Source organism: Streptomyces sp. NBC_00554 (assembly GCF_041431135.1).
In the GTDB taxonomy this organism is placed as follows: Bacteria; Actinomycetota; Actinomycetes; order Streptomycetales; family Streptomycetaceae; genus Streptomyces.
On sequence record NZ_CP107799.1, the window covers coordinates 6,565,990 to 6,588,894 of the forward strand.

Here is a 22,905-nt window from a genome sequence, read left to right on the forward strand (position 1 = left end):
GCTCGGCACCCCACCCTGCTTGATTCCCCGCTCTGCACCCTGCTTGGCATCCCGCTCGCTCATCCCTGTTCGATCTTCAGGAGAACTCACGTGACCACACCCACGCCTCCAGGGGTACCCACGCGTCCGCCGGCTCAGTGGATCGCCCGCTACTTCGTGGACCCGCCCAATCCGGCCGACCTGAAGGCCGCCCAGCTGAAGATGGCGTTCGGCGGCGGTGGCCTCGTACTCGGAGTGGTGCTGCTCGCCGCCGGGGGAGACGCTTCCTTCCTGGGCGCCGTCGGGCTGGTGGTCGGCTTCATCCTCGGCGTCAAGGGCTGGAACGCCAAGCGCGCGTACGACGCCGCGTACGCCCTGGCCATGCCGCGCCCCTCCGACGCGGAGATCGACCAGCTCATCGCCACGGACGCCTTCTCGATCGTGAACCGGTCGCTGCCGCAGCTCGGACTCACGCCCGCCGACCTGGTGACGCCCCGCGGCGTCACCGGATCCGGCGGGGCGAGCTTCGACGACATCGCCGCCAACTCCGGGCCGCAGAGCGGTGTGGGCGGACCCGGGGACAACCAAATGGTGGTCTGGGGCCCCGCGTTCCCCTGCAACAGCGCCTTCGGCGACGACGGCCGGATGCGGTACTCGAAGTACGAGTTCATGGTGATCTGCCCGACCCACTACCTGCTGGCCATCTACCGCTGCGAACTCGACCTGTACAGCGGTCAGCTGAAGTCGGAGCAGACGCACGAGTACCACTACCAGGACGTGGTGGCCGTGCGCACCGCGTCCGTGCCGCTACACAGGGGCGGCATCACCATCCAGCCGAGGGCTTCGCAGCGGGCGGCCTTCGCGCGGTTCGACACCGTTCGGCAGATGCAGATCGTCGTCTCCAGCGGTGACCGCACCTCGGTCACCCTCCGGGTGTCCAGCGCCGCCGACGTCACCGTCGACTCGAACGACCCGCTGGACTTCCCGCAGGTGCTCGAGAGGGTGCGCGCGACGCTGCGGGAGAAGAAGGGCGGCGTCCGCGCACCCGACGAGGACCTGCTCTGAGCGTCGCTGCTACTTCGTCACGTTCGGCGGCGTCAGAGGCGAGGCCGCCTGGGACTGCGGGGACGTGGAGGAGGCGTAGGCGGACGGGGCCGCCATGCCGGCCGTCGGGTCGGCTGGCGCGGCCTCGTCCTCCGTCTGGGCCGGGAGGCCGCCGACGATTCGGATGTCGGCGGCGTCGAAGGCCCGCTTGATACGCCAGCGCAGCTCGCGTTCGACGATCAGTGCCTTGCCGGGCATCGTCTTCGCCGAGACGCGGACGACCATCGAGTCGAGGAAGACGTTGTCGAGGCCGAGGACCTCGATCGGGCCCCAGAGACGCTCGTTCCAGGGCTCGGCCTTGCTCATGGTCTCGCCGACCTGGTTGAGGACGGCCTGGACGTGGTCCAGGTCCTCCGAGGAACGGACCGTGACGTCGACACCGGCCGTGGCCCAGCCCTGGGAGAGGTTGCCGATGCGCTTGACCTCGCCGTTGCGGACGTACCAGATCTCGCCGTTGTCGCCGCGGAGCTTCGTCACGCGGAGGCCGACCTCGACGACCTCGCCGGAGGCGACGCCCGCGTCGATCGTGTCGCCGACGCCGTACTGGTCCTCAAGGATCATGAAGACGCCGGAGAGGAAGTCCGTGACGAGATTGCGGGCGCCGAAACCGATCGCGACGCCCGCGACACCCGCCGAGGCGAGCAGCGGCGCCAGGTTGATCTCGAAGGTGCCGAGGACCATCAGCGCGGCCGTGCCCATGATCACGAAGGACGCGACCGAGCGGAGCACCGAGCCGATGGCCTGGGAGCGCTGGCGGCGGCGTTCGTTGTTCACGAGGAGGCCACCGAGCGGGGTGCCGTCCACTGCCTGAGCGGTGGAGTTCATGTGCTCTATCAGCTTGCTGATCGCCCGCCGTACCGCCACTCTCAGCACGGCCGCGATCACCACGATCAGCAGGACCCGCAGGCCGATGCTGAGCCACGTCGACCAGTTCTGCTCGACCCAGCTCGCGGCATTGGTCGCGCTTTCCTGGGCGTCCTGAAGCGTTGCGGTCGCCGGGTCGGTCGCCGTCGAGGAAGGAGACGGGGACGGCGAAGGCGTGGCGGCGGCCACTAGGACGGACAAGGACACAGCAGGTACCTCCAGGCGTAGCTGTCCGCCCGCGGCAGGGACACATGAGGGGCACCGATCGGGCAGAACCACCACACTAACGGGGCATTGTGTGTCGATCGTTGCCATGTGCAGGGGAGAGGCCGTACTCACCTGGGGATGAAGAGTGTGTGGTCGAAAACACTCCCAGCCCGTTACCGGGACATGGTGGCGCTTCCACCAGGCATTCGGGGACACTGGCCACAGATCGTCCCGGCGCGAGCCACGCGCCGCCGGCGTACAAGGAGGCATCCGTGCCGCACGTCCTGGTCCTCAACGCGTCGTACGAGCCGCTCGGCGTCGTACCGCTCCGCCGCGCGCTCGTCCTCGTACTGGAGAACAAGGCTGTCAGCCTCGAGGAATCCGGCGCCTTTATGCATAGCGCGACCGTTACTGTCCCCGCACCCAGCGTGGTCCGGCTGAAGAGGTTCGTACGGGTCCCTTATCGGGGGCCCGTTCCGCTCACCCGTCGCGCGCTCTTCGCCCGCGACGGCGGCCGGTGCATGTACTGCGGTGGCGTCGCAACCAGCGTCGACCACGTCATCCCGCGCTCCCGCGGAGGTCAGCACGCCTGGGAGAACGTGGTGGCTTCATGCCGCCGCTGCAACCACACCAAGGCCGACCGTCACCTGGTCGAGATCGGCTGGCGCCTGCGCCATAAACCCGCCCCGCCATCGGGGCTCGCCTGGCGCATCATCGGAACCGGACATAGGGACCCGCGCTGGCTGCCTTACCTGCAGCCGTACGGCGCGGAAGACGCGATGGCCCGGATCGACGGCATTTCCGCCTGACGATCCGGGCCTTCGTCTTGCCTCGTTCCGGCTCCCCGGGAGGACCCCTGTGCCTCCCGGGGAGCCGGCCGTCATGCCCGCGTACAGCAGTTGTGCGAAATGTCACGCATAGCGCAGCTCCGCCGGGTGGACGGAGCGGCGCAGCAGCGGCAGTGACGTGGCGGCGGCAAGCAGGCATGCGGCATACACGGCGACGGGGACCAGCAGGGGCAGCAGCGGCACCGATCCGCCGTCGCCGTCGGCGAGCACCGCGTACCAGACGCTGATCGCCATGCCCCCGGCGCCGGCCAGCGCGACCGCGGGGGCCAGCGGCAGGGCCGTCTCCAGGAGCAGCGCCCGGCCGAGTACGGCGTGCGGCACCCCGGCGGCGGCCTGCGCGGCCAGCCCGCGGCGCCGGGTGGCCAGTGACTCGGCGGTGCCGACGGCGAGGCCGGAGAGGGTGATCGCCACGGCGACCAGGATCGCGGCGCCCGTCAGATTGACACCGGTCGTGTAGAAGGACATGTCCAAGGCCATCATCTCGGGGCCGCGCGTGTGGAGTGTGTCGAGCAGCACCTGCCGTACGCCGATGAAACCGGTCCCCACCACGGTCACCAGCAGGACCGCCGCGTGGGTGCGGGCAGCCGCCCACGGGTCGTCGCGCAGGCGCTCGGCGGCGATGAGTGTCGCCGGGTCTCCGGTGCGGGCCGCGAGCCGGCGGCCGGTGAGGCGGGCGGTGGCGCCGGTCACCCGTACGGCGCCCGCACCGGTGACGATCACCACGCCCAGGACGAGCGGCGGCGCCGTGCCGAACCCGCCGAAGTCGTCCGGGGCCATGACGAGCCCCACGAACAGGATCACCGGTGCCGCCATCAGGAACGCTGTGCCCGGCCCCCGGCCCGTGCTCGGTCGCGTCCGCCGCACCCAGCCCAGCGGCGAGGCGACCACGCGGCGCAGCGCGAGCGTGCTCACCAGCGCGCCCAGCAGGGGCACGGCCACGGCGATCACCGCGAACCCCGCCCAGACGGTGACCGGCGGATGCTGCCACTCGACCAGCAGGAGCAGCACGGAGAAGACGGTGGCGACCGCCGAGCCCACGAGGCACGTGAGCCCCGCCTCCAGCGCGGCGATCCGCCGCACCTGGGCCGGAGAGGCCCCCGCCAGGCGCAGCCCGGCCAGCCGCCTGTCGCGGTGTACGGCACCGATCCGGGCGCACTGCCCGAGGAAGCCGAGCACCGGGACGAGCAGGAGAAGCAGCGTGAGGACGATGCCGGAGCGCTCGCCGGGACGGTCGAGCAGACCGTTGCCGATGGACAGGTGGTGCAGCCCCCGCAGCGAGGCGACCGCGACCGCGGCAAGACCGAAGCCGGTGGCGAGCCCCGCCCCCACGGCCGTGAGCGTGATCCGCCACCACTCCCGCCGGTCGGAACCGCGGGTCAGCAGCAGCGCGAGCCTGAGATCGGTCCTCACGGGGACACCTCCACGGACGCGTCGACCGCCGAGCCGACCGCGGGGCCGCCGGTCCCGTTGCCGGCCACAACCCCGTCCCGCAGCGCGACCTCCCGATCCGCGTACGCCGCCACCTGCGCGTCATGCGTGATCAGCAGGACCGCCGTACCCGACTCGCGGGCCGTGTGCACCAGCGCGGTCATCACCTGCTCCCCGGCGAGGGAGTCCAGCGCGCCGGTCGGCTCGTCCGCGAAGACGATCCTCGGGCCGGTCACGAGGGCCCGCGCGAGCGACACCCGCTGCGCCTGGCCGCCGCTCATCTCACCGGGCCGCAGCGCCTCCTGCCCGCGTACGCCGAACCGCTCCAGCCACTCGCCCGCCCGCTCCTGGGCCGTCGTACGCGCCGTGCCCGCGAGCATCAGCGGCAGCGCCACGTTGTCGAGCGCGGTCAGTTCGGGGATCAGCTGACCGAACTGGAACACCACCCCGAAGTCGGTGCGCCGCAGTTCGCTGAGCCGTTTCTCGGGGAGGCGGTCCAGGCGCTCACCGTCGTAGTGCACCGTGCCCTCCTCCGGGCGGACGATGCCGCAGAGGCAGTGCAGCAGCGTGGACTTGCCGCTGCCGCTGGCCCCGGTGACGGCCAGGATCTCGCCCGCGCGCAGGTCCACCGAGGCGCCGCGCAGGGCCCGGGTGGCACCGTGCGCCTTGAACAGGCCCCTGGCTGCCAGGAGTGGGTTGCTCATGCTGCGTCGACCTCCGCGGTCAGAGTGGTGAGCCGGGCCGCCGTCGTGGTCATCCAACGGAGGTCGGCGTCAAGGTGGTTGAGGGCGTAGTCGGCCGAGAGGACGGTCGCGAGACCGGCGCCGGGCGCGGTCTTCAGCGACGTGAGCTCGCGCATCCGCGCCATGTGCGCGGCGCGTTGCGCCGCCAGGTAGCCGGCCGGATCCGCCGAGGCGAGGATCGCGACGACGACCTTGGCGAAGATCTCGTTGGTCACGAAGGGCGCGGGCGGGGTGATCTCCCCTGCCCAGTGGGCCAGTTCGCGTGATCCGTCGTCGGTCGAGCGGTACAGCGTCCGCTCCGGGCCGCCGTCCGAGCCGGTCCCCTCGACCTCCGCGAGACCGTCGCGGACCAGCCGCTGCAAGGTTGTGTAGACCTGCCCGTAGGCCAACGGGCGGGCCTGCGGGAAGCGTTCGTCGTGGCGTCGCTTGAGGTCGTACCCATGGCTGGGACCTCCGGCGAGCAGCCCCAGCAGGATGTGGCGGGTGCTCATGCGGTTCATTATGTACTCGATATATGTAGTGAGTGAATAGTGAGCCCGGGAAAGTCTCGCGAGCGGCGGCGACGAGAGTGGCCGAAATGACCTGCTTGCACCAACCTGGAGGGGTTGCGCGGGAACAGAACGTGACCACTACCACGTTGTTCGTCCGTGTACGTCTGCCGTCGCGCCCGCTGGGTAGGGCTGCGGTAACCCGCTTCCAGCCGTACGACGACAAGGAGACCCTCGTGGCCGCATCGGCACACCTTCTGCTCTCGGCCCTCTCCAAACGCGGGGCGGAACCGTCCGCCGACCTTCAGGACCCGCAGCTGTGCGTCTTCAGCGCGGAGAGCACCTGCGCCGAGACCCCGCTGACCAGCGAGCCCCCACTCCCCGACGCCGAGCCGCTGACCAGCGAGCCGCCGCTGGCCGACGCGGCGCACCTGACGAGCGAGCCCACCTCCACCGGCGCCGCGTCGGGGGTCTAGATGGCACCTGGCCGCCCCGCGGACCCTCCCTCGACGCCGCTGTCCCGGCTCGCCGGACTGCACGGCGTCGCCACCTCCTACAGCCCGTCCCAGGACCGTACGGTCGCGTCCTCGGACGCCGCGGTCGTCGCGGTGCTGGCGGCGCTCGGCGTCGACGCGAGCACGCCGGAGGCCATCGGCGCCGCCCTCGCGTCCCGGGAGGCCGAGACGCGGGACAGGCTGCTGCCACCGACGGTGGTGTGCTGGGGCGGCCGGCTGCCCGGGGAACTGGCCGGACTGCCCGACGGCACCCGCGTCCGCATCGACACCGAACAGGGCGAGACCCGCGCATCCGCCGAGCAACTCCCGCCCGGCGTCCACGCGTTGCACGTCGCCGCTCCCGACGGCCGCACCGCCGACGCCCACCTCGTCGTCGCCCCCGCACGCCTGCCGTCACCGCCCGGACGCACGTACGGACTCCTCGTCCAGCTCTACTCCCTCCTCTCCCGCCGCTCCTGGGGCATGGGCGACCTGGGCGACCTCGCCGAACTCACCGCCTGGGCGGGCCGTGCGCTGGGCGCCGGATTCGTGCAGGTCAACCCGTTGCACGCGGCCGTGCCCGGCGCCCCCACCGATCCCTCCCCGTACCGGCCCTCCTCCCGCCGGTTCCCCGACCCGGTGCATCTGCGGGTCGAGGACATCCCCGAGTTCGGCTACGTCGAGGACCGTGACCGGGTGCGTACGCTCCTGGAGGGCGCCGCGCGGCTGCGTGAATCCGTGCTGAGCAAGGGCGAGTTGATCGACCGCGACGCCGTGTGGGAGCTCAAGCGCGAGGCGCTGGAGCTGGTGCGCGAGGTGCCGCTCGGGCCCGGGCGGCGGGCCGCGTACGTCGACTTCCTCGCCGAGGAGGGCGAGGCGCTGGAGGACCACGCCACCTGGTGCGCGCTCGCCGAGGTGTACGGCTCCCGGTGGCAGCAGTGGCCGGAAGGCCTGCGCGATCCGCGTTCGCCCGAAACCGCCCGCGCCCGGGGCGAGTTGATGGACCGCGTCGACTTCCACAGCCGCCTCGCCTGGCTCACCGACGCCCAACTCGCCACCGCCCAGCGCTCCGCGCGCGACGCGGGCATGGCCGTGGGACTCGTGCACGACCTCGCGGTCGGGGTGCATCCGGACGGGGCCGACGCCTGGGCGCAGCAGGAGTACTTCGCCGCGGGCATGTCGGTCGGCGCGCCCCCGGACGCCTTCAATGCACGCGGCCAGGACTGGGGCCTGCCGCCCTGGAGACCCGACCGCCTGGCCGAGTCCGGCTACGCCCCCTACCGCCGCCTCCTGCGCGCCCTCTTCCGGTACGCGGGCGCCCTGCGCATCGACCACGTCATGGGCCTGTTCCGGCTCTGGTGGGTTCCACAGGGGCAGCCGCCCACGGAAGGGACGTACGTCCGTTACGACGCCGAGGCGATGCTCGCGGTACTGGCCCTGGAGGCCTCGCGCGCCGGGGCGCTGGTGATCGGCGAGGACCTCGGCACCGTCGAACCCGGTGTGCGCGAGACGCTGCACGAGCGCGGGGTGCTCGGCACCTCGGTGCTGTGGTTCGAACGCGACTGGGACGGCGACGGACTGCCCCTTCCCCCCGAACGCTGGCGCGCCGACTGCCTGGCCACCGCCACCACCCACGACCTCCCGTCCACCGCCGCCCGGCTCACCGGCGAACACGTTGAACTCCGCGACCGGCTGGGCCTGTTGACGGGCACCTTGGCGGAGGAGCGGGCCGCCGCGGCCGCCGAGACGGGGGAGTGGCTGGCGCTGCTCAACCGGCTCGGACTGCTGCAGGGCGCGACCGGCGGGCTGTCCGCGGTCTCGGAGGAGGCCGAGATCCAGGCCGTGCACCGGTTCCTGCTGCGCACTCCGGCCCGGATGATCGGCGTCTGGCTCCCGGACACGGTCGGCGACCGCCGCCCGCAGAACCTGCCCGGCACGTGGGACCAGTATCCGAACTGGCGGCTGCCCATCGCCGACGCGGAGGGCCGGCCGGTGACACTGGAGGAGTTGGCGGCCTCGCCCCGGCTGCACGCGTTGATCGACGTGCTGCGGGTGCGTGCGTGAGGCGGCGGGGGCGCGGGCGGGAGTCGCCGGGACCTCCGTACGGCACCCCCGGGCGCGCGGCCCACTCGGGCGTTCGCTACGTTGGCACCGTGGACAAGAAGAACGCCCTGCGCGCCGGCGCCCTGGCTGCCGGTACGACGCTGATGATGCTGCTCATGACGTCTCCCGCGCTCGCGCTGACCCGCGACGACGGTGACGACCCCGGCACGGGCCTGAGCGTGATCGACACGCTGGGTCTTTTCGTGCTGACGCCGCTCGTGCTGTTCGGGGTCATCGCGGGCCTCGTGATGGTCCTCGACAAGTCCGACAAGAACCTGGGCCAGAAGCAGAGCTAGCCGTAGGCGGGAAGCGGGGCTGGATCAGATCCGGTCCCAGCTCTCTCCGTCACGCGTTGGCGCCGGTTCCGGCGAGCAACTCCCTCAACAGGTCGGCCAGTTGGCCGGCCTGTTCCTCGTTCAGGGCGGACAGGGCTTCCGTCTGGACGGCGAGACCCGCCCCGACGGCCTGGTCGATCAGTGCGAGGCCCTCGTCCGTGAGCGTCACCTGGAGCCCGCGCCGGTCGTGCGGATCGGGTGAGCGGCGCAGCAGTCCCGCACGCTCCAGTTTGTCCAGGCGCCCGGTCATCCCGCCGGTGGTGAGCATGAGCGTCGCCGAGAGCTGCCGGGGAGAGAGCGTGTACGGGGCGTCCGAGCGGCGCAGGGTCGCCAGTACGTCGAACTCGCCACGCGCGATGCCGAAGCGCGCGTACGCCTTCTCCATGCGGTCGCCCATCGTGCGGGAGAGCCGGTAGATCCGCCCGAAGACCTCCATAGCGGCGGTGTCCAGGTCGGGCCGCACCGAGGCCCACTGCTCGATGATCGCGTCGACGGGGTCTTTGGGCGTGTTCATGGGGCGAGTATCCGTCGCGGACCGGTCGGTCGCAAGAAAGTAGCTTGGCGGAAAGTTGCTTAGTCAAAAGTAGATTTGTTGAAAGTGGCTTGCTGGAAAGTAGCTTAGGGCTAAGCTACTTTCATGACCGCGACCCGTCCCGCCCTCCCCGCCCTCCTCGTAGCCGTCACCGCGCTCGCCCCCATCTCCTGGGGCAGTACCTACGCCGTCACCACCGAGTTCCTGCCGGCCGACCGGCCGCTGTTCACCGGGCTGATGCGGGCGCTGCCCGCCGGACTGCTGCTCCTCGCGCTGGCCCGGGTGCTGCCGCGCGGCGTCTGGTGGGGGAAGGCGGCGGTGCTGGGCGCGCTGAACATCGGCGCGTTCTTCCCGCTGCTGTTCCTCTCCGCGTACCGGCTGCCGGGCGGTATGGCGGCGGTCGTCGGCTCGATCGGGCCGCTGTTCGTCGCGGGCCTCTCGGCGCTGCTGCTCGGCGACCGCCCAACGCTGCGTACCCTCCTCACCGGTATCGCCGCCGCCCTCGGGGTCAGCCTCGTCGTGCTGCAGTCGGCGGGCGCGCTCGACCTGGTGGGCGTGCTCGCGGCGCTCGCCTCGACCGCGTCGATGTCCACCGGCACGGTGCTCACCAAGCGGTGGGGGCGGCCGGACGGGGTCGGCCCACTGGCGCTCACCGCCTGGCAGTTGACGGCCGGCGGACTGCTGATCGCGCCGGTCGCCCTCTTCGTCGAGGGCGCGCCGCCCGCGCTGGACGGCCGGGCGGTCGGCGGCTATCTGTACCTCGCGCTGGCGAACACGGCGGTCGCGTACTGGCTCTGGTTCCGCGGCATCGGCAGGCTCAGCGCCACGCAGGTGACCTTCCTCGGCCCGCTCTCGCCGCTGACGGCGGCCGTGATCGGCTGGGCGGCGCTCGGGCAGGCGCTGACGCCGGTGCAGTTGGCGGGCATGGCGGTGGCGTTCGGGGCGACGGTCTTCGGTCAGCTGAGGCCGCGCACGCCGCGCACGCCGAGTGCGGGCGTCGGACCTTTCAGTTCTCCTGAAAGGAATGCTCGAAAAGATTCGATGGACGTGACAGGTCCTGCCTTGCGACGGTAGTCGGGAACCTCCCCCGACCACCGAAAGGCAAGGGACATACGTGGCAGTCCTGGACCGGACCCGTACGCACAGTCCGAGCGGCAGCACGGCGAGAAACGGGACCGCCGGTCTCGCGCTCGCCGTCGTCGCCACGGTCGTCTGGTCCGGCAGCTTCGTCGCCGCCCGTGCCCTGCACGACAGCGTGCCGCCCGTGCAACAGGCGTTCTGGCGCTGGGTGATCGCGCTGGTGGCGGTCGCCCCGTTCGCGGCGCGTGAGGCCTGGCGGCAGCGGGCGCTCCTGCGACGCCACCTCCGCTTCGTCCTCCTGGCCGCCCTCCTCGGCGTCACCGTCTACAACACCCTGGTCAACCAGGCTGGCGTCTCCACCTCCGCGGGCAACATGGGCATGATCATGGCCGCGTCGCCGGTCCTGATGGCGGTGTACGAACGGGTCGGCGGCGTACGTCTGGGAGCGCGCCGTGTCGTCGGCATGCTGATCGCCTGCGTGGGCGTCGTGCTCCTGGTCGGCAAGGGCTCGCTGTCGATCGCGGACTTCACGACGGGCGACCTCTGGATGATCGCGGCGGCGACCTGCTTCGCGTCGTACAGCGCGCTCCTGCGCCGCAGGCCCGCCGAACTCACCGGTCTCACCTTCCTGTTCGCGACCTTCGCCCTGGGCACGGCGATGCTGCTCCCGGCGTACGCGATGAGCGTGAGCGCCGAGGGGACCTTCGCCCCCACCCGCGCGACCGTCGGCCCCCTCCTCTATGTGGGGGTCGCCTCCTCCGCCGTCGCGTTCTTCGCCTGGAACAAGGCGATCTCCCTGATCGGCGCGGCCCGCGCCGGAGCGGTCTACTACCTCCAGCCGGTGTGCGTCGCGGCCCTGTCGTACGCCGTCCTGGGCGAGCGGACGACCATGACGCAGCTGCTCTGCATGGCCTTGATCCTCGGCGGAGTCGTCCTCGGCGCCGCCCGCGGGACCCGCTGACCGGGTGTGGATAGGTTGCCGCCATGGCCGAGTACGACAGCTCCGACCGCGATGACACCTCCGACCGCGATGACAGCTACGACAGACGTGACAGGTACGACAGGTACGACAGGTGGGACATCAAGAAGCTGCGCATTCTGCGGGCTCTGCGGGAGTACGGGACCGTCACCGCGACCGCGGAGGCGCTGGTGCTCACGCCCTCGGCCGTGTCGCAGCAGCTGACGAATCTCGCCAAGCAGCTCGGGGTGCCGTTGCTGGAGGCCTCGGGGCGGCGGGTGCGGCTCACCGGCGCGGCGGAGCTCGTGCTGCGGCACGCGGAGGCGGTGTTCGAGCAACTGGAGCGGGCGGACGCGGAGTTGGCCGCGTATGTGCAGGGCGAGGTGGGGGAGGTGCGGGTGGGCGCCTTCTCGACCGCCGTGCCCGCGCTGGTCGTACCCGCCGTACGGGCGCTGGGCGAGGCGCATCCGGGGATCACCGTGCAGGTGCGGGAGGCCGAGGCGGCTCAGGCGTACGAACTGCTCGGCGCGGGCTCGGTGGACCTCGCGCTGTCGCTGGCCGCGCAGGCGCCGTCCGCGGCGGATCCGCGGTTCACCCGGGTGCCGTTGCTCGCCGATCCGCTCGATCTGGCCCTGCCGCGAGCTCATCCGCTGGCGTCGGCGCCGGCCGTGCGGCTCGCCGACTTCGCCGCCGAACCGTGGATCTTCGGCGGCAGCGGGCCATGGTCGGAGATCACCCGGGCGGCGTGCGAGGCCGCCGGGTTCAGCCCCCACCAGGGGCACTCCGCGGCCGGGTGGACGGCCATCCTGGCCATGGTCGAGGCGGGAATGGGCGTCGCCCTGGTGCCTCGGATGGCTTCCGTACGCCGGGACGGCGTCGTCATGCGGGAACTGGCCGCGGACCGTCCGCACCGGCACGTGGTCGCCGCGGTGCGCCGGGGAGCCGAGGACGCACCCGCCGTGGGCCACGTACTCGACGCCCTGCGGGACGCGGCCGCGCGGCTGGCGCCTGTCTGACGGTTCCCGGCTGCCTCGCGACGGCATGCACGTACCCCGAGGCTCGGGCGGGGGCCGTCGCCGCACCGTGCGCAGGCCCAAGTGCGTCCGGTACGGGGTTCCACGCAGGGCGCGCCGAGAGCACGCATTCGGCGCCGCGAGGCCGGCGCCCGTCTGACCATTCCCGTCCGCCTCGTGAAGCCATGCACGGGACGTCATGCACGCACTCTCGCCACCTGACGTCGCGAGGCCGACCTCCGGGGCGATCACGCCGCGAGGCCGCGCTCCGGGCGACGATGGAAATCGTCGGACATGCCCTGGCCCGCTGACTCCGAGCGCCCGGTCGGGCATGCTGCTGGGGTGGGCAGTATGGACGACGCTTCGGTGGCACGGTTCTACGATCAGTTCGCGGCCGACTACCACCTCATCTTCGCCGACTGGGACGCGAGCATGGCCCGGCAGGGCGAAGCCCTGGACGCGATGGTTGGCGCGCGGCTCGGTGCCGGGACCGCGGCGGTGCTGGACTGCTCCTGCGGGATCGGCACCCAGGCGATCGCGCTCGCCCTGCGCGGTCACCGGGTCACGGGTTCCGACCTCAGCCGGGTCGCGGTCGGCCGTGCGGCGCGTGAGGCGGCGCTCCGAGGGCTCCAACTGCCCACGGCGGCAGCCGACATGCGGCACCTGCCCTTCGCCGACGCCGTATTCGACGTCGTCGTCTGTGCCGACAACGCCCTGCCCCACCTGCTCGCCGAGGAGGACGTACGCACGGCGCTCGCCGAGATGCGCCGCGTCCTCCGCGAGGGCGGACTGCTGATCCTCAGTACCCGCCCGTACGACGAGATCCTGCGGTCCCGGCCCGTCTCGACCCCTCCGCAGCTCGCGCGGACGCCGGACGGCCGAGCCGTCACCTTCCAGCTCTGGGACTGGCACAAGGACGGCGAACGCTACGACCTGGAGCTCTTCCAGCTCCTTCCGGACGGCGACGACTGGCGCGTCAAGGTGCGGCGCACCACCTACTGGGCCCTGACCCGAGACCGGTTGACCGGCTTCGTCACCGAGGCGGGCTTCACCGGACCCGAGTGGGCGGCACCGGAAGCCAGCGGCTTCTTCCAGCCGGTCCTCACCGCGCGCAAGTCATGAGTACCGGGTCGCGCTCCCGCCGAGCGTGAGGGGGGGGCGCCCGGCACAATGCCGGACGCCCCCCTTCACGTAGAACCCGTAGAACCGACTACGACGCGGCCGCGTCCGCAGCCTGTGCCTTCAGCGCCCGCTCGACACCCGAGCGGGATTCCGAAATCAGCCGCCGCAGGGCCGCGTTGGGCTCGGCGGAGGCCAGCCACGCGTCCGTCTTGGCGAGGGTCTCCTCGGAGACCTGGATCGACGGGTAGAGGCCGATCGCGATCTGCTGGGCGATCTCGTGCGAGCGGGAGTCCCAGATGTCCTTCACCACGGCGAAGAACTTGTCCGTGTAGGAGGCGAGCAGCTCGCGCTGGCCGGTCTGCACGAAACCGCCGATCACCGCTTCCTGGACGGCGTTCGGGAGCTTGTCGGACTCGACGACCTGGGCCCAGGCCTCCGCCTTCGCCTCCTCGGTGGGACGCGCGGCACGGGCCGTGGCCGCGTGACGCTCACCCGCCGCCGTCTTGTCCCGCTCGTACTCGGCGGTGATCTCCGCCTCGTCGTAGCGGCCGACCGCTGCCAGCTGCTCCACGAACGACCAGCGCAGCTCGGTGTCGACGGCCAGGCCCTCGATGGTCTCCCGGCCTTCGAGCAGCCCCTCCAGGAGGTCCAGCTGCTCCGGCGTACGGGCCGTCGCCGCGAAGGCGCGCGCCCAGGCCAGCTGGTGGTCGCTGCCCGGCTCGGCCGCCCGCAGGTGGGCCAGCGTGGCGTCGGTCCAGCGGGTCAGCAGGGTCTCGCGGGCGTTCGGGTCGGCGTACAGCTCGATCGCCAGCTTCACCTGGCGGTGCAGCGACTGCACGACACCGATGTCCGACTCCTTGCCGATGCCCGACAGGACGAGGGACAGGTAGTCGCGGGTCGCGAGCTCCGCGTCGCGCGTCATGTCCCAGGCCGAGGCCCAGCACAGGGCACGGGGGAGGGAGGACTCGAAGTCACCCAGGTGCTCGGTGACGAAGGCGAGAGAGTCCTCGTCGAGGCGGACCTTCGCGTACGACAGGTCGTCGTCGTTGAGCAGGAAGACGTCCGGGCGGCGCTTGCCGACCAGCTCCGGTACGGCCGTCAGATCGCCGTCGACGTCCAGCTCCACGCGCTCGTCGCGCAGCAGCTTGCCGCTGGTCTCGTCCAGGCTGTAGAGGCCGACGGCGATACGGTGCGGGCGGAGCGTCGGCTCGCCCTTGGCGCCGGCAGGCAGCGCCGGGGCCTCCTGGCGGATCGCGAACGAGGTGATGACACCGTTCGCGTCCGTCTCGATCTCCGGGCGCAGGATGTTGATGCCCGCGGTCTGCAGCCACTTCTGCGACCAGGTCTTCAGGTCACGCCCGCTGGTCTCCTCCAGCTTGCCCAGCAGATCGCTGAGCCGCGTGTTGCCGTACGCGTGCGCCTTGAAGTACGCCTGCACACCGCTGAAGAACTCGTCCATGCCGACGTACGCGACGAGCTGCTTGAGCACGCTCGCGCCCTTGGCGTAGGTGATCCCGTCGAAGTTGACGAGCACATCGTCCAGGTCGCGGATCTCCGCCATGATCGGGTGCGTCGACGGGAGCTGGTCCTGCCGGTACGCCCACGTCTTCATGGAGTTGGCGAAGGTCGTCCAGGAGTGCGGCCAGCGCGAGTCGGGGGAGTACGCCTGGCAGGCGATGGAGGTGTAGGTGGCGAACGACTCGTTCAGCCACAGGTCGTTCCACCACTCCATGGTCACGAGGTCGCCGAACCACATGTGCGCCAGCTCGTGCAGGATCGTCTCCGCACGCACCTCGTACGCGGCGTCCGTCACCTTGGACCGGAACACGTACTGGTCCCGGATCGTCACCGCGCCCGCGTTCTCCATCGCGCCCGCGTTGAACTCCGGCACGAAGAGCTGGTCGTACTTCTTGAACGGGTACGCGTAGGCGAACTTCTCCTGGAACCAGTCGAAGCCCTGCCGGGTGACCTCGAAGATCGCGTCCGAGTCGAGGAACTCGGCCAGCGAGGGACGGCAGTAGATACCGAGCGGGACCGACTGCCCGTCCTTCTCGTACACGCTGTGCACGCTGTGGTACGGGCCGACGATCAAGGCCGTGATGTACGTCGAGATCCGCGGCGTCGGCTCGAAGACCCAGATGTCGTCCTTGGGCTCGGGCGTCGGCGAGTTGGAGATGACGGTCCAGCCCGAGGGCGCCTTCACGGTGAACTGGAAGGTGGCCTTCAGGTCGGGCTGCTCGAACGACGCGAAGACGCGGCGCGCGTCCGGGACCTCGAACTGGGTGTAGAGGTAGGCCTGTTGGTCGACGGGGTCGACGAAACGGTGGAGCCCCTCGCCGGTGTTGGTGTACGCGGCGTCCGCGACCACGCGGAGCACGTTGCGGCCCTCCAGCAGACCCGGCAGCGCGATCCGCGAGTCCTTGAAGACCGCGTCGACGTCCAGCGGGTCGCCGTTGAGGGTGACCTCGTGGACGGCCGGGGCCACCAGGTCGATGAAGGACTCCGCGCCGTTCTCGTCGACATCGAAGCGCACCGTGGTCACGGACCTGTAGGTGCCGCCCTCCTGCGCGCCGGAGAGGTCGAGATCGATCTCGTACGAGTCAACGGTGAGCAGCTGCGCCCGCTGCTGCGCCTCTTCGCGGGTCAGGTTTGTGCCAGGCACGCGGTCATCTCCTCGTTATGGGTGGGTTGCGCCATCCTTCCACGGGATCCGCGCGGAACGCGATGTCCGTTTCCCGCCGGAGAAGCGGGCGGGTGCGCGTGACTCTGGAGCCATGACTACGTACAACGCACGGGCCATCACCCCCGTGATCCTGAAGGAGCTGCGCTCTGTCGACGACGCGGGGCGCGGGATGGTTCCCGTGACCGATGAGGAGGGTGGGGCGCCGCTGCGCTGCTGTCTGCGGCGCAGCTCGCCGGGGGAGGTGATCGCGCTGGTCTCGTACGCGCCGTTGCGGCGGTGGGCCGCGTCGACGGGCGTCGATCCGGGGGCCTACGACGAGCAGGGGCCGGTCTTCATCCACGCGGGTCCGTGCCCGGGGCCGGACGCGGACGTCCTCCCCTTCACCGGGGCTCACCGGACGGTCCGCCGCTACTCCGCCGAGGGGCGCATCCTGGGCGGACAACTGGTCGCCGCTCCCGACGACGCGGCCTTCCGGAACGCCTTCGACGACCCGGCGGTGGCACTGGTCCACGTCCGGGCCGTGGAGTACGGCTGCTTCCTGTACGAGGTGCGCAGGGGGTAGTGGGTTTTTTCGCCCCCTCCGCCCCTTCCCGTCCCGTTCCTGGGGGCTCCGCCCCCAGACCCCCGTATCGCGCTGACGCGCTCGTCCTCAAACGCCGGACGGGCTGAAAGATTTCTAGCGCCGGCCGGGGAGATATTCAGCCCCTCCGGCGTTTGAGGAGCGGGGGTTTGGGGGCGGAGCCCCCAAGGGACGGGAATGGGTAGGGGCGGAGGGGGCGAAAAAAACCCTCACCCACCCCCGGCGGTCAGCCCTTCAGCTCCGCTGCCACCAGCTCCGCGATCTGCACCGCGTTGAGCGCCGCGCCCTTGCGGAGGTTGTCGTTGGAGACGAAGAGGGCGATGCCGTTGTCGACGGTTTCGTCGGAGCGGATGCGGCCCACGTACGACGAGTCCTTGCCGGCGGCCTCGAGGGGGGTCGGGATGTCGGAGAGGACGACACCCGGGGCGCCGGCCAGGAGCTCCGTGGCGCGCTCCACGCTCAGCGGCCGCGCAAAGCGGGCGTTCACCTGGAGCGAGTGCCCGGAGAAGACCGGGACGCGCACGCAGGTGCCGGAGACCTTGAGCGCGGGGATCTCCAGGATCTTGCGCGACTCGTTGCGGAGCTTCTGCTCCTCGTCGGTCTCGTGCAGCCCGTCCTCGACGATCGAACCCGCGAGGGGGATCACGTTGAAGGCGATGGGCCGCTTGTAGACCCCCGGCTCGGGGAAGTCGACGGCGGAGCCGTCGTGGGTCAGCTTGTCGGCGTCGGCGACGACCTTGAGGGCCTGGCCGTGCAACTCGGCCACACCGGCGACACCGGAGCCGGAGACCGCCTGGTAGGTGGCGACGACGAGGGCCTCGAGGCCCGCCTCCTCGTGCAACGGCTTCAGCACCGGCATCGCGGCCATCGTCGTACAGTTCGGGTTCGCGATGATGCCCTTGGGCCGGTCCGCGATCGCGTGCGGGTTCACCTCGGAGACCACGAGGGGTACGTCCGGGTCCCTGCGCCAGGCGGAGGAGTTGTCGATCACGACGGCGCCCTGCGAGGCGACCTTCTCGGCCAGCGCCTTCGAGGTCGCGCCGCCCGCCGAGAAGATGACGATGTCCAGGCCCGTGTAGTCGGCCGTGGAGGCGTCCTCGACCGTCACACCGTCGAGGACCGACCCGGCCGAGCGGGCCGAGGCGAACAGACGCAGCTCGTCGACCGGGAAGTCCCGCTCGACCAGGATCCTGCGCATGACCGTGCCGACCTGACCGGTGGCTCCGACGATTCCGACCCTCACGGCGACTCCCTTTGCTTGCGTATTACGTGTTCCGGCGCTTCCATGATGCGTCTGACCAGTGCCCGCGTGTCCAATCCTTTCCCCGCGCCGCCCGAGGAATGGGACGCGGGGCGGGGAAGAAATCCGCCCGGCGCAGCGACGGACCGCAAGCCTTGCTGCCTGAACCTCGTTCCGGTATCCGGACCGGTGTGACGTACGACTCCGGGGCTGCGCCAAAAAAAGAGAACGCCGGATCAGGCGAACGTTTCGGCCCGACCCGGCGTCGTAGGGGAAACGCGGGAGGGGAGGGGTGCTGTGCTGCGCAGAAAGGCCCGCCGCGGCCAGGGGGGCGTCCAGGAGGTGGACGACCCCCTGGACGCGGCGCAGGAGCGCCGGGTGCGGGCGGTGCTCGCGCTCGGCGGGGTACCGCAGGCGGACCTGCCGGACGGGGTTCAGCAGGTCCGCCTGCGGTTGCTGGAGCGCGCGGCGAAGGGGGACGAGGCGCCGCGTGACGTGTCCGCGTGGGCGGCGGTCGTCGCGTCCAACCTGGCGATGGACTGGCACCGGGCCAAGCGCCGTCAGGAGCGGCTCGGTGAACGCCTGGCCTCGCTGAGGCAGTTGGAGCACCCCTCGGACGAGGACTCCAGCGTGCTCTCGCTCGCGGTCGCCCAGGGTCTGGACGAACTGCCCGACTCCCAGCGCCAGGTCCTTGTCCTGCGCTTCTACGCCGACCTGCCCGTCCGCGACATAGCCGAGGAACTCGGCATCCCGGAGGGCACGGTCAAGAGCAGGTTGCACGCGGCGGTACGGGCACTGCGCACCCGCCTGCACGAGGACGAGGTGGTGTGACGTGGCCGAGTACGAAGGTGTCGACGCGCTCCTGGCCGCGATCACGGACGAACCGCTGCCCGAAGGAGCCCAGGACGACACCGAGTTCATGGCGGAGCACCGGTCCGCGGTGGCGGACATGGCGCTGCTGCGCGAGCGGCTGACGGTCATCGGGGATGCGCTCGCGGACCGGACGGAAACGGCAGAGCAGAAGCCGGAGCCGGAGCCGGTGCCGGTACGGGCGCCCAGGAAGCGCACCCGGCGTCCCCTGGTCCTGGCTCTGGGCACCCTCGCCGCGACCGTTGCGACCGCGATGGTCGTCGGCATGGGCTGGCTCATCATGCAGGCCGGGTCCGGAGTTTCGTCGATCAGCGACGACTCGGGCAGCGCGGAGAAGGCAGCGGGCGGGGATTCCTCGCTGAGCGCCCCGGGCTACCTCGCCTGCTCCCGCCTCGTCGCCGAGGGCACGGTCGCGCAGGTCGAGCAGGTCCCCGGCGCCGCCCTGGACCGCATCACCCTCGACGTGAGCCGCTACTACAAGCCGGACAAGGGGAAGGACCAGATCACCTTCGTGATGGACGAGAACGTCGACCCGCGGCTCCACAAGGGCGACCACGTCCTGGTCGGTATCCCGCTCAACTCGGCGTCGCCCGACATCTGGACCACGGGCGAGAAGGAGATCGCCCAGGAACGGACCTGGATCCTCGACGCCTTGCCCGACTCCCGCGACATCACCTGCTGAACGACCGGGAGCATGAGAAAGGGCGGGCGCCCGTCACCGGACGCCCGCCCCAGAACCGTAATCACAGAAGCTACGGCGTGACCTTCTCGATCTTCACGCTGCCGAGGCCCGCGACCGTGCCGCGCGCGTTCACCAGCTGGACCTGTCCGAAGAACTCGCGTCCCTCGGGCGCGGCCGCAGCCGCGGTGACCGAAGCGGACACCGAGGCCGAGGCGCCGGTGGCGAGCTTCACCGGAGTGGACTCGTCGACCGTGACCGTGCCGAGCGCGGACGAGAAGAACACGTCCTGGTAGTCGTACGCGGTCGAGCCCGACGGGACCGAGTAGCCGTAGACCACGATGGTGTACGTTCCGGCGGCGGGCGAGGCGATGGAGACCGCCTCCTCGGAGTCGCCGTCCGCGGACGTGGCGACCGGGTCCACCTCGTCGTTGAAGTAGACCGACAGGTCGAGGTCGGCCGCCTGGTCCGAGACGTTGCCGATGGCGACGTCGAGGGACTCGGCGCCCGCGGGCACCTCGACCGTCGTCGTGTGTGTCTCGGCGTCGGCGATGGTCGGCCGCGCGGTCAGCGAGGAGCCGAGCGGGCCACCCTTCAGGGTGCCGTCGAGCGCGGCGTAGTTGTTCGTCACGGTCCAGGAGGCGGCGGCCGGGGTGCCGACCTTGGCCTCGGGGACGGTGACGACGGCCGGGTCGAAGGCCACGCCGAGCACGGAGACATCGAGCTTGTACGGGTTGTCGAGCAGCGGCGACGTACGGCGCGACTCGACCTCGATCTCCCAGACGCCGGCCTGCGGGTCCGCGTACGAACGCACGTCGGGCTTGCAGCCGTTGCCGTTGAGATAGTTGTTGTAGCAGTACGGGGTGCCGGTGTTGTCGACCGGAACGCCGTACGGGTGGATGGCGATGAACCGGGTCTGGCTCGTGGCCTTCAGCCCGCCGATCGCGACCTCGAGGGACTTGGCGCCCTCGGGGACGGTGACGAAGTACGACGTGGTGCTGTTGCGCTGCACCGAACCCGACGCGGAGTACGTGTACTTGACGGGGGCGGAGACCACGACCGTCGACAGGATCTGCTTGTCGATGCCCTCGGTCTTCGGGTCGTCGACCTCGAGGATCGCGCTCTTCAGACCGGCCGACTTCGGCGCGGCCTGGACCTTGACCGTCACCGGCTGGTTCAGCGGCAGCTTCACCACGTCGTCGCCGACGATCTTGAAGGTGCCGGCGGCGTTGTTCTCGAAGTACAGCTCGTGGGTGAGCGCCTTGTCGGCGCCGGACGTACGCGTGATGGTGACCTCGTACGTCTTCTTCTGGCCCGCCTTGAGGCCGCCCTCACGGTCGTAGAGACCCGTGCCGAAGCCCGGGGTCTTGAGCGCGTAGTCGATCGCGGTGTCGACCGGCGCCTTCACCGAGTAGTCGTGGGCGGTCGCGCCGTCCTTGATGGAGTCCCACGCGTCCACGATGTTGATGAGGCCCGCGCCCTCCTCGTACGCCTGAACACCCTTGATGTGATCGGCGGTTGAGGTGAGAGCGGTGCGCAGGGTCGCCGGGGTGAGGTCGATGCCCTTCCGCTTGGCGGCGCTCAGCAGCAGCGCCGAAGCGCCCGCCGCCTGCGGCGACGCCATCGACGTACCCTGCAGCATCGAGTAACCGGCCGGCAGCGAGTAGCCCGCCTCGGCGACCGGGCCGCCGGGCAGCCAGGTCTGCGTGGTGTTGATCGAGGCACCGGGGGCGGTCAGCGTCGGGGTGAAGCCGCCGTCCTCACGCGGGCCGCGCGAGGAGAAGGGCAGCATCGCGTACTTCTTCTCCACCTGGGAGCCGTAGTTGGCGGCCCAGGTCTGCTTGGAGATGGACGCGCCGACCGAGATCACCTTGTCGGCCAGGCCGGGGTCGCCGATGGTGTTCGCGCCGGGGCCGGAGTTGCCCGCGGAGATCACCAGCTGGACGCCGTAGGTGTCGATGAGGCGCGTGTAGAGCTCGGCGCGCGCGTTGTTGCCGTCGTTCAGCGCGGGCAGACCGCCGATCGACATGTTGACGATGTCGACGCCGCGGTTGACGACGAGGTCGATCATGCCCTCGGTGAGCGCGACGTTGGTGCAGCCGCCGGTCCAGGTGCAGGCGCGCGAGGAGACGATCTTCGCGCCGGGGGCCGCGCCGTTCATCTTGCCGCCGAACAGGCCGTTCGCGGCGGTGATGCCCGCCACGTGCGTGCCGTGCTCGGACTCGATGACGCCGATGTTGACGAAGTCGGCCTTCTTGCCGACCCAGGTCCCGCCGTACGGGTCCATCGGGACATCCTTGCGGATCTCCACGACGAACGGCTGGCGCTCGACGACGTCGGTGGACGGGTTGTCCGTACCGAAGTAGCCGACCTGGTAGCCGTCCTTGTACGGCTTCAGCGGGGTGTCGTCGCTGAAGTCGCTGTTGTTGTTCAGGTCGACCCGGACCGTCCCGGCCGCCGCGTCGTACAGGAGGCCCCACGTGTCCGTGGTGTCGCCGTCCCGGTTCGCGTCGCCCGCAGCGTCGCCGCCGGTGGTCGCGGACTCCCGGAAGAGGCTGACCTGGTACGAGCCCGCGGGCGCCGTCCAGGTCTTGCCGCTGAAGGTGAAGGTGGGCCCGGAGACAGGGGTGATCTGCGGACGCCAGGTCGCGTCGCTGTCCAGGATCGGGTCGGTCGAGGTGACCCAGTCGACGATCTTGCGCTCGCCGGTGGTGGTCTTCTGCAGCGCCGGGTGCGCGAGGTCGACACCGGAGTCGAGGATGCCGATGGTGACACCCCGGCCGTCCGCCTTCGGGTTGTCCTGCACGAAGTCGACGGCGCCCGTCTCGAAGGACGGGTTGTACGGGTTCTCGGCGGGCGTGCTCTTGGACGGAGCCGGGTAAGTGGCCGCCGTCGAGACGTTGTTGGCGCTCTTCGCCGTGTCGGCCGTCGGCGTCGGGTCGTCGAGCGCGATCTCCTGGCGCAGGTCGATCCCGTGCACGGAGGTCAGCTTGGTGGCGGCCGCGATGGCCGAGTCGGCCTTGCCGGTCGGGACGGTGGCGCGCACGTAGCCGAGCTTGTCGTAGGTCTCGCCTACCGAGCCGCCCTTCACCGCGTCCAGCTGGTCGGCGACCTGCTCGGTCTGGCCGGGAGCGGTGGCGATCATCATCGTGACGTTCTTGTCGCCGGCTGCCTTGGCGTCGGCGAGGAGATCGGCGTCGTCCGAACCGAGCTTCTCACTCGCGGACTTGACGACGGGGTCCGCCACCGGGGTGTCGGTTCCTGCGGAGAAGGCCATGGGTATCGGCCCGGCCGCGGAGAGCGCGGCCACCATGCCCGCGGCCACGGCTATGCGGGCCACGCGTCTCGCGCCCGATATCGGAGCGCGCTGAGGGTCGGGGGTCATCAGCATCCCTGTATGTAAAGGAACGAGCGGGAGAGCGGCCGGGCCGATCTGTTCCGGCCGCAGATGTCCGGGAGGTGATCCCGGATGATCGCTCAGCTTTACGCATGGGAAGGATGTTTAGGGAGAGTTGACCGAATCGATATGGGCGTGTGGGGAAAACCCCCGGTGTG

At 70.8% G+C, this 22,905-nt stretch carries 20 protein-coding genes; 12 read left to right on the plus strand and 8 right to left on the minus strand.

The features are described 5' to 3' along the window. Positions 1 to 90 precede the first annotated feature (90 nt). The gene (locus tag OG266_RS28970; protein WP_266462134.1) at positions 91 to 1,044 is read left to right on the plus strand and encodes a hypothetical protein; all 954 of its coding nucleotides are present in this window, start codon (positions 91 to 93) and stop codon (positions 1,042 to 1,044) included. Positions 1,045 to 1,053: 9 nt separating this feature from the next. Here OG266_RS28970 and OG266_RS28975 read toward each other — a convergent pair whose 3' ends face one another. Continuing rightward, positions 1,054 to 2,154 (minus strand): mechanosensitive ion channel family protein, encoded by a 1,101-nt coding sequence (locus tag OG266_RS28975; RefSeq protein ID WP_371549118.1) that lies wholly within the window; start codon positions 2,152 to 2,154, stop codon positions 1,054 to 1,056. 272 nt (positions 2,155 to 2,426) lie between these two features. Between OG266_RS28975 and OG266_RS28980 the strand changes: the two genes are divergently transcribed. Further along, a complete protein-coding gene (locus OG266_RS28980) occupies positions 2,427 to 2,963 on the plus strand; it encodes an HNH endonuclease (RefSeq protein ID WP_266462139.1) in 537 nt (178 codons plus the stop codon). 102 nt (positions 2,964 to 3,065) lie between these two features. Here OG266_RS28980 and OG266_RS28985 read toward each other — a convergent pair whose 3' ends face one another. From OG266_RS28985 to OG266_RS28995, 3 genes are read right to left on the minus strand one after another with little or no spacing between them, the layout of a single operon-like run. Further along, positions 3,066 to 4,412: an FtsX-like permease family protein gene (locus tag OG266_RS28985; protein WP_371549121.1), complete on the minus strand. Its 1,347-nt coding sequence runs from the start codon at positions 4,410 to 4,412 to the stop codon at positions 3,066 to 3,068. After that, positions 4,409 to 5,134 carry an ABC transporter ATP-binding protein gene (locus tag OG266_RS28990; protein ID WP_371549123.1) on the minus strand — a complete coding sequence of 242 codons (726 nt, stop codon included), beginning with the start codon at positions 5,132 to 5,134 and terminating at the stop codon, positions 4,409 to 4,411. The genes OG266_RS28985 and OG266_RS28990 overlap by 4 nt, the downstream gene beginning before the upstream one ends. Then, positions 5,131 to 5,664, minus strand: a complete 534-nt coding sequence (locus OG266_RS28995; protein ID WP_266462146.1) for a PadR family transcriptional regulator — start codon at positions 5,662 to 5,664, stop codon at positions 5,131 to 5,133. The genes OG266_RS28990 and OG266_RS28995 overlap by 4 nt, the downstream gene beginning before the upstream one ends. 233 nt (positions 5,665 to 5,897) lie before the next feature. On the opposite strand from OG266_RS28995, the gene OG266_RS29000 reads away from it, so the two are divergent. The 3 genes from OG266_RS29000 (at position 5,898) to OG266_RS29010 (ending at position 8,554) form a co-directional block, all read left to right on the plus strand. Further along, on the plus strand, positions 5,898 to 6,137 hold the full coding sequence (locus tag OG266_RS29000) for a hypothetical protein (RefSeq protein ID WP_326726203.1): 240 nt from the start codon (positions 5,898 to 5,900) through the stop codon (positions 6,135 to 6,137). Continuing rightward, positions 6,138 to 8,219 (plus strand): 4-alpha-glucanotransferase, encoded by a 2,082-nt coding sequence (gene malQ / locus OG266_RS29005; protein ID WP_371549125.1) that lies wholly within the window; start codon positions 6,138 to 6,140, stop codon positions 8,217 to 8,219. An 89-nt stretch (positions 8,220 to 8,308) separates the two neighbouring features. After that, positions 8,309 to 8,554: a hypothetical protein gene (locus tag OG266_RS29010; RefSeq protein ID WP_266462156.1), complete on the plus strand. Its 246-nt coding sequence runs from the start codon at positions 8,309 to 8,311 to the stop codon at positions 8,552 to 8,554. 49 nt (positions 8,555 to 8,603) lie between these two features. Here the strand turns inward: OG266_RS29010 and OG266_RS29015 are convergent, their stop codons facing one another. Next, the gene (locus OG266_RS29015) at positions 8,604 to 9,107 is read right to left on the minus strand and encodes a MarR family winged helix-turn-helix transcriptional regulator (RefSeq protein WP_266462158.1); all 504 of its coding nucleotides are present in this window, start codon (positions 9,105 to 9,107) and stop codon (positions 8,604 to 8,606) included. A 123-nt stretch (positions 9,108 to 9,230) separates the two neighbouring features. Here OG266_RS29015 and OG266_RS29020 point away from each other — a divergent pair, with 123 nt between their 5' ends. From OG266_RS29020 to OG266_RS29035, 4 genes are all read left to right on the plus strand, one after another. Next, positions 9,231 to 10,199: an EamA family transporter gene (locus OG266_RS29020; RefSeq protein ID WP_371549127.1), complete on the plus strand. Its 969-nt coding sequence runs from the start codon at positions 9,231 to 9,233 to the stop codon at positions 10,197 to 10,199. A gap of 49 nt (positions 10,200 to 10,248) precedes the next feature. Then, complete coding sequence (locus OG266_RS29025; RefSeq protein ID WP_371553002.1) at positions 10,249 to 11,166, plus strand: DMT family transporter; 918 nt, start codon at positions 10,249 to 10,251, stop codon at positions 11,164 to 11,166. A 23-nt stretch (positions 11,167 to 11,189) separates the two neighbouring features. Next, positions 11,190 to 12,179 (plus strand): LysR substrate-binding domain-containing protein, encoded by a 990-nt coding sequence (locus OG266_RS29030; RefSeq protein WP_371549130.1) that lies wholly within the window; start codon positions 11,190 to 11,192, stop codon positions 12,177 to 12,179. Between the two features lie 348 nt (positions 12,180 to 12,527). Then, on the plus strand, positions 12,528 to 13,298 hold the full coding sequence (locus OG266_RS29035) for a class I SAM-dependent methyltransferase (protein ID WP_371549132.1): 771 nt from the start codon (positions 12,528 to 12,530) through the stop codon (positions 13,296 to 13,298). 88 nt (positions 13,299 to 13,386) lie between these two features. Here OG266_RS29035 and pepN read toward each other — a convergent pair whose 3' ends face one another. After that, entirely contained in the window at positions 13,387 to 15,960 is a 2,574-nt protein-coding gene (gene pepN, locus OG266_RS29040) for an aminopeptidase N (protein WP_371549134.1), read from the minus strand. Between the two features lie 112 nt (positions 15,961 to 16,072). Between pepN and OG266_RS29045 the strand changes: the two genes are divergently transcribed. Then, entirely contained in the window at positions 16,073 to 16,543 is a 471-nt protein-coding gene (locus OG266_RS29045; RefSeq protein ID WP_371549135.1) for a DUF1203 domain-containing protein, read from the plus strand. Positions 16,544 to 16,787: 244 nt separating this feature from the next. On the opposite strand, the gene OG266_RS29050 is transcribed toward OG266_RS29045, so the two are convergent. Further along, complete coding sequence (locus tag OG266_RS29050) at positions 16,788 to 17,804, minus strand: aspartate-semialdehyde dehydrogenase (protein WP_371549137.1); 1,017 nt, start codon at positions 17,802 to 17,804, stop codon at positions 16,788 to 16,790. Between the two features lie 294 nt (positions 17,805 to 18,098). On the opposite strand from OG266_RS29050, the gene OG266_RS29055 reads away from it, so the two are divergent. Both OG266_RS29055 and OG266_RS29060 read left to right on the plus strand, forming a co-directional pair. Beyond that, positions 18,099 to 18,632, plus strand: coding sequence for a sigma-70 family RNA polymerase sigma factor (locus tag OG266_RS29055; protein WP_266462180.1), 534 nt, complete (start codon positions 18,099 to 18,101; stop codon positions 18,630 to 18,632). Position 18,633: 1 nt separating this feature from the next. Then, the gene (locus tag OG266_RS29060; RefSeq protein WP_371549139.1) at positions 18,634 to 19,353 is read left to right on the plus strand and encodes a hypothetical protein; all 720 of its coding nucleotides are present in this window, start codon (positions 18,634 to 18,636) and stop codon (positions 19,351 to 19,353) included. A gap of 70 nt (positions 19,354 to 19,423) precedes the next feature. Here the strand turns inward: OG266_RS29060 and OG266_RS29065 are convergent, their stop codons facing one another. Then, entirely contained in the window at positions 19,424 to 22,735 is a 3,312-nt protein-coding gene (locus OG266_RS29065; RefSeq protein ID WP_371549141.1) for a S8 family serine peptidase, read from the minus strand. Between the last annotated feature and the right edge of the window lie 170 nt (positions 22,736 to 22,905).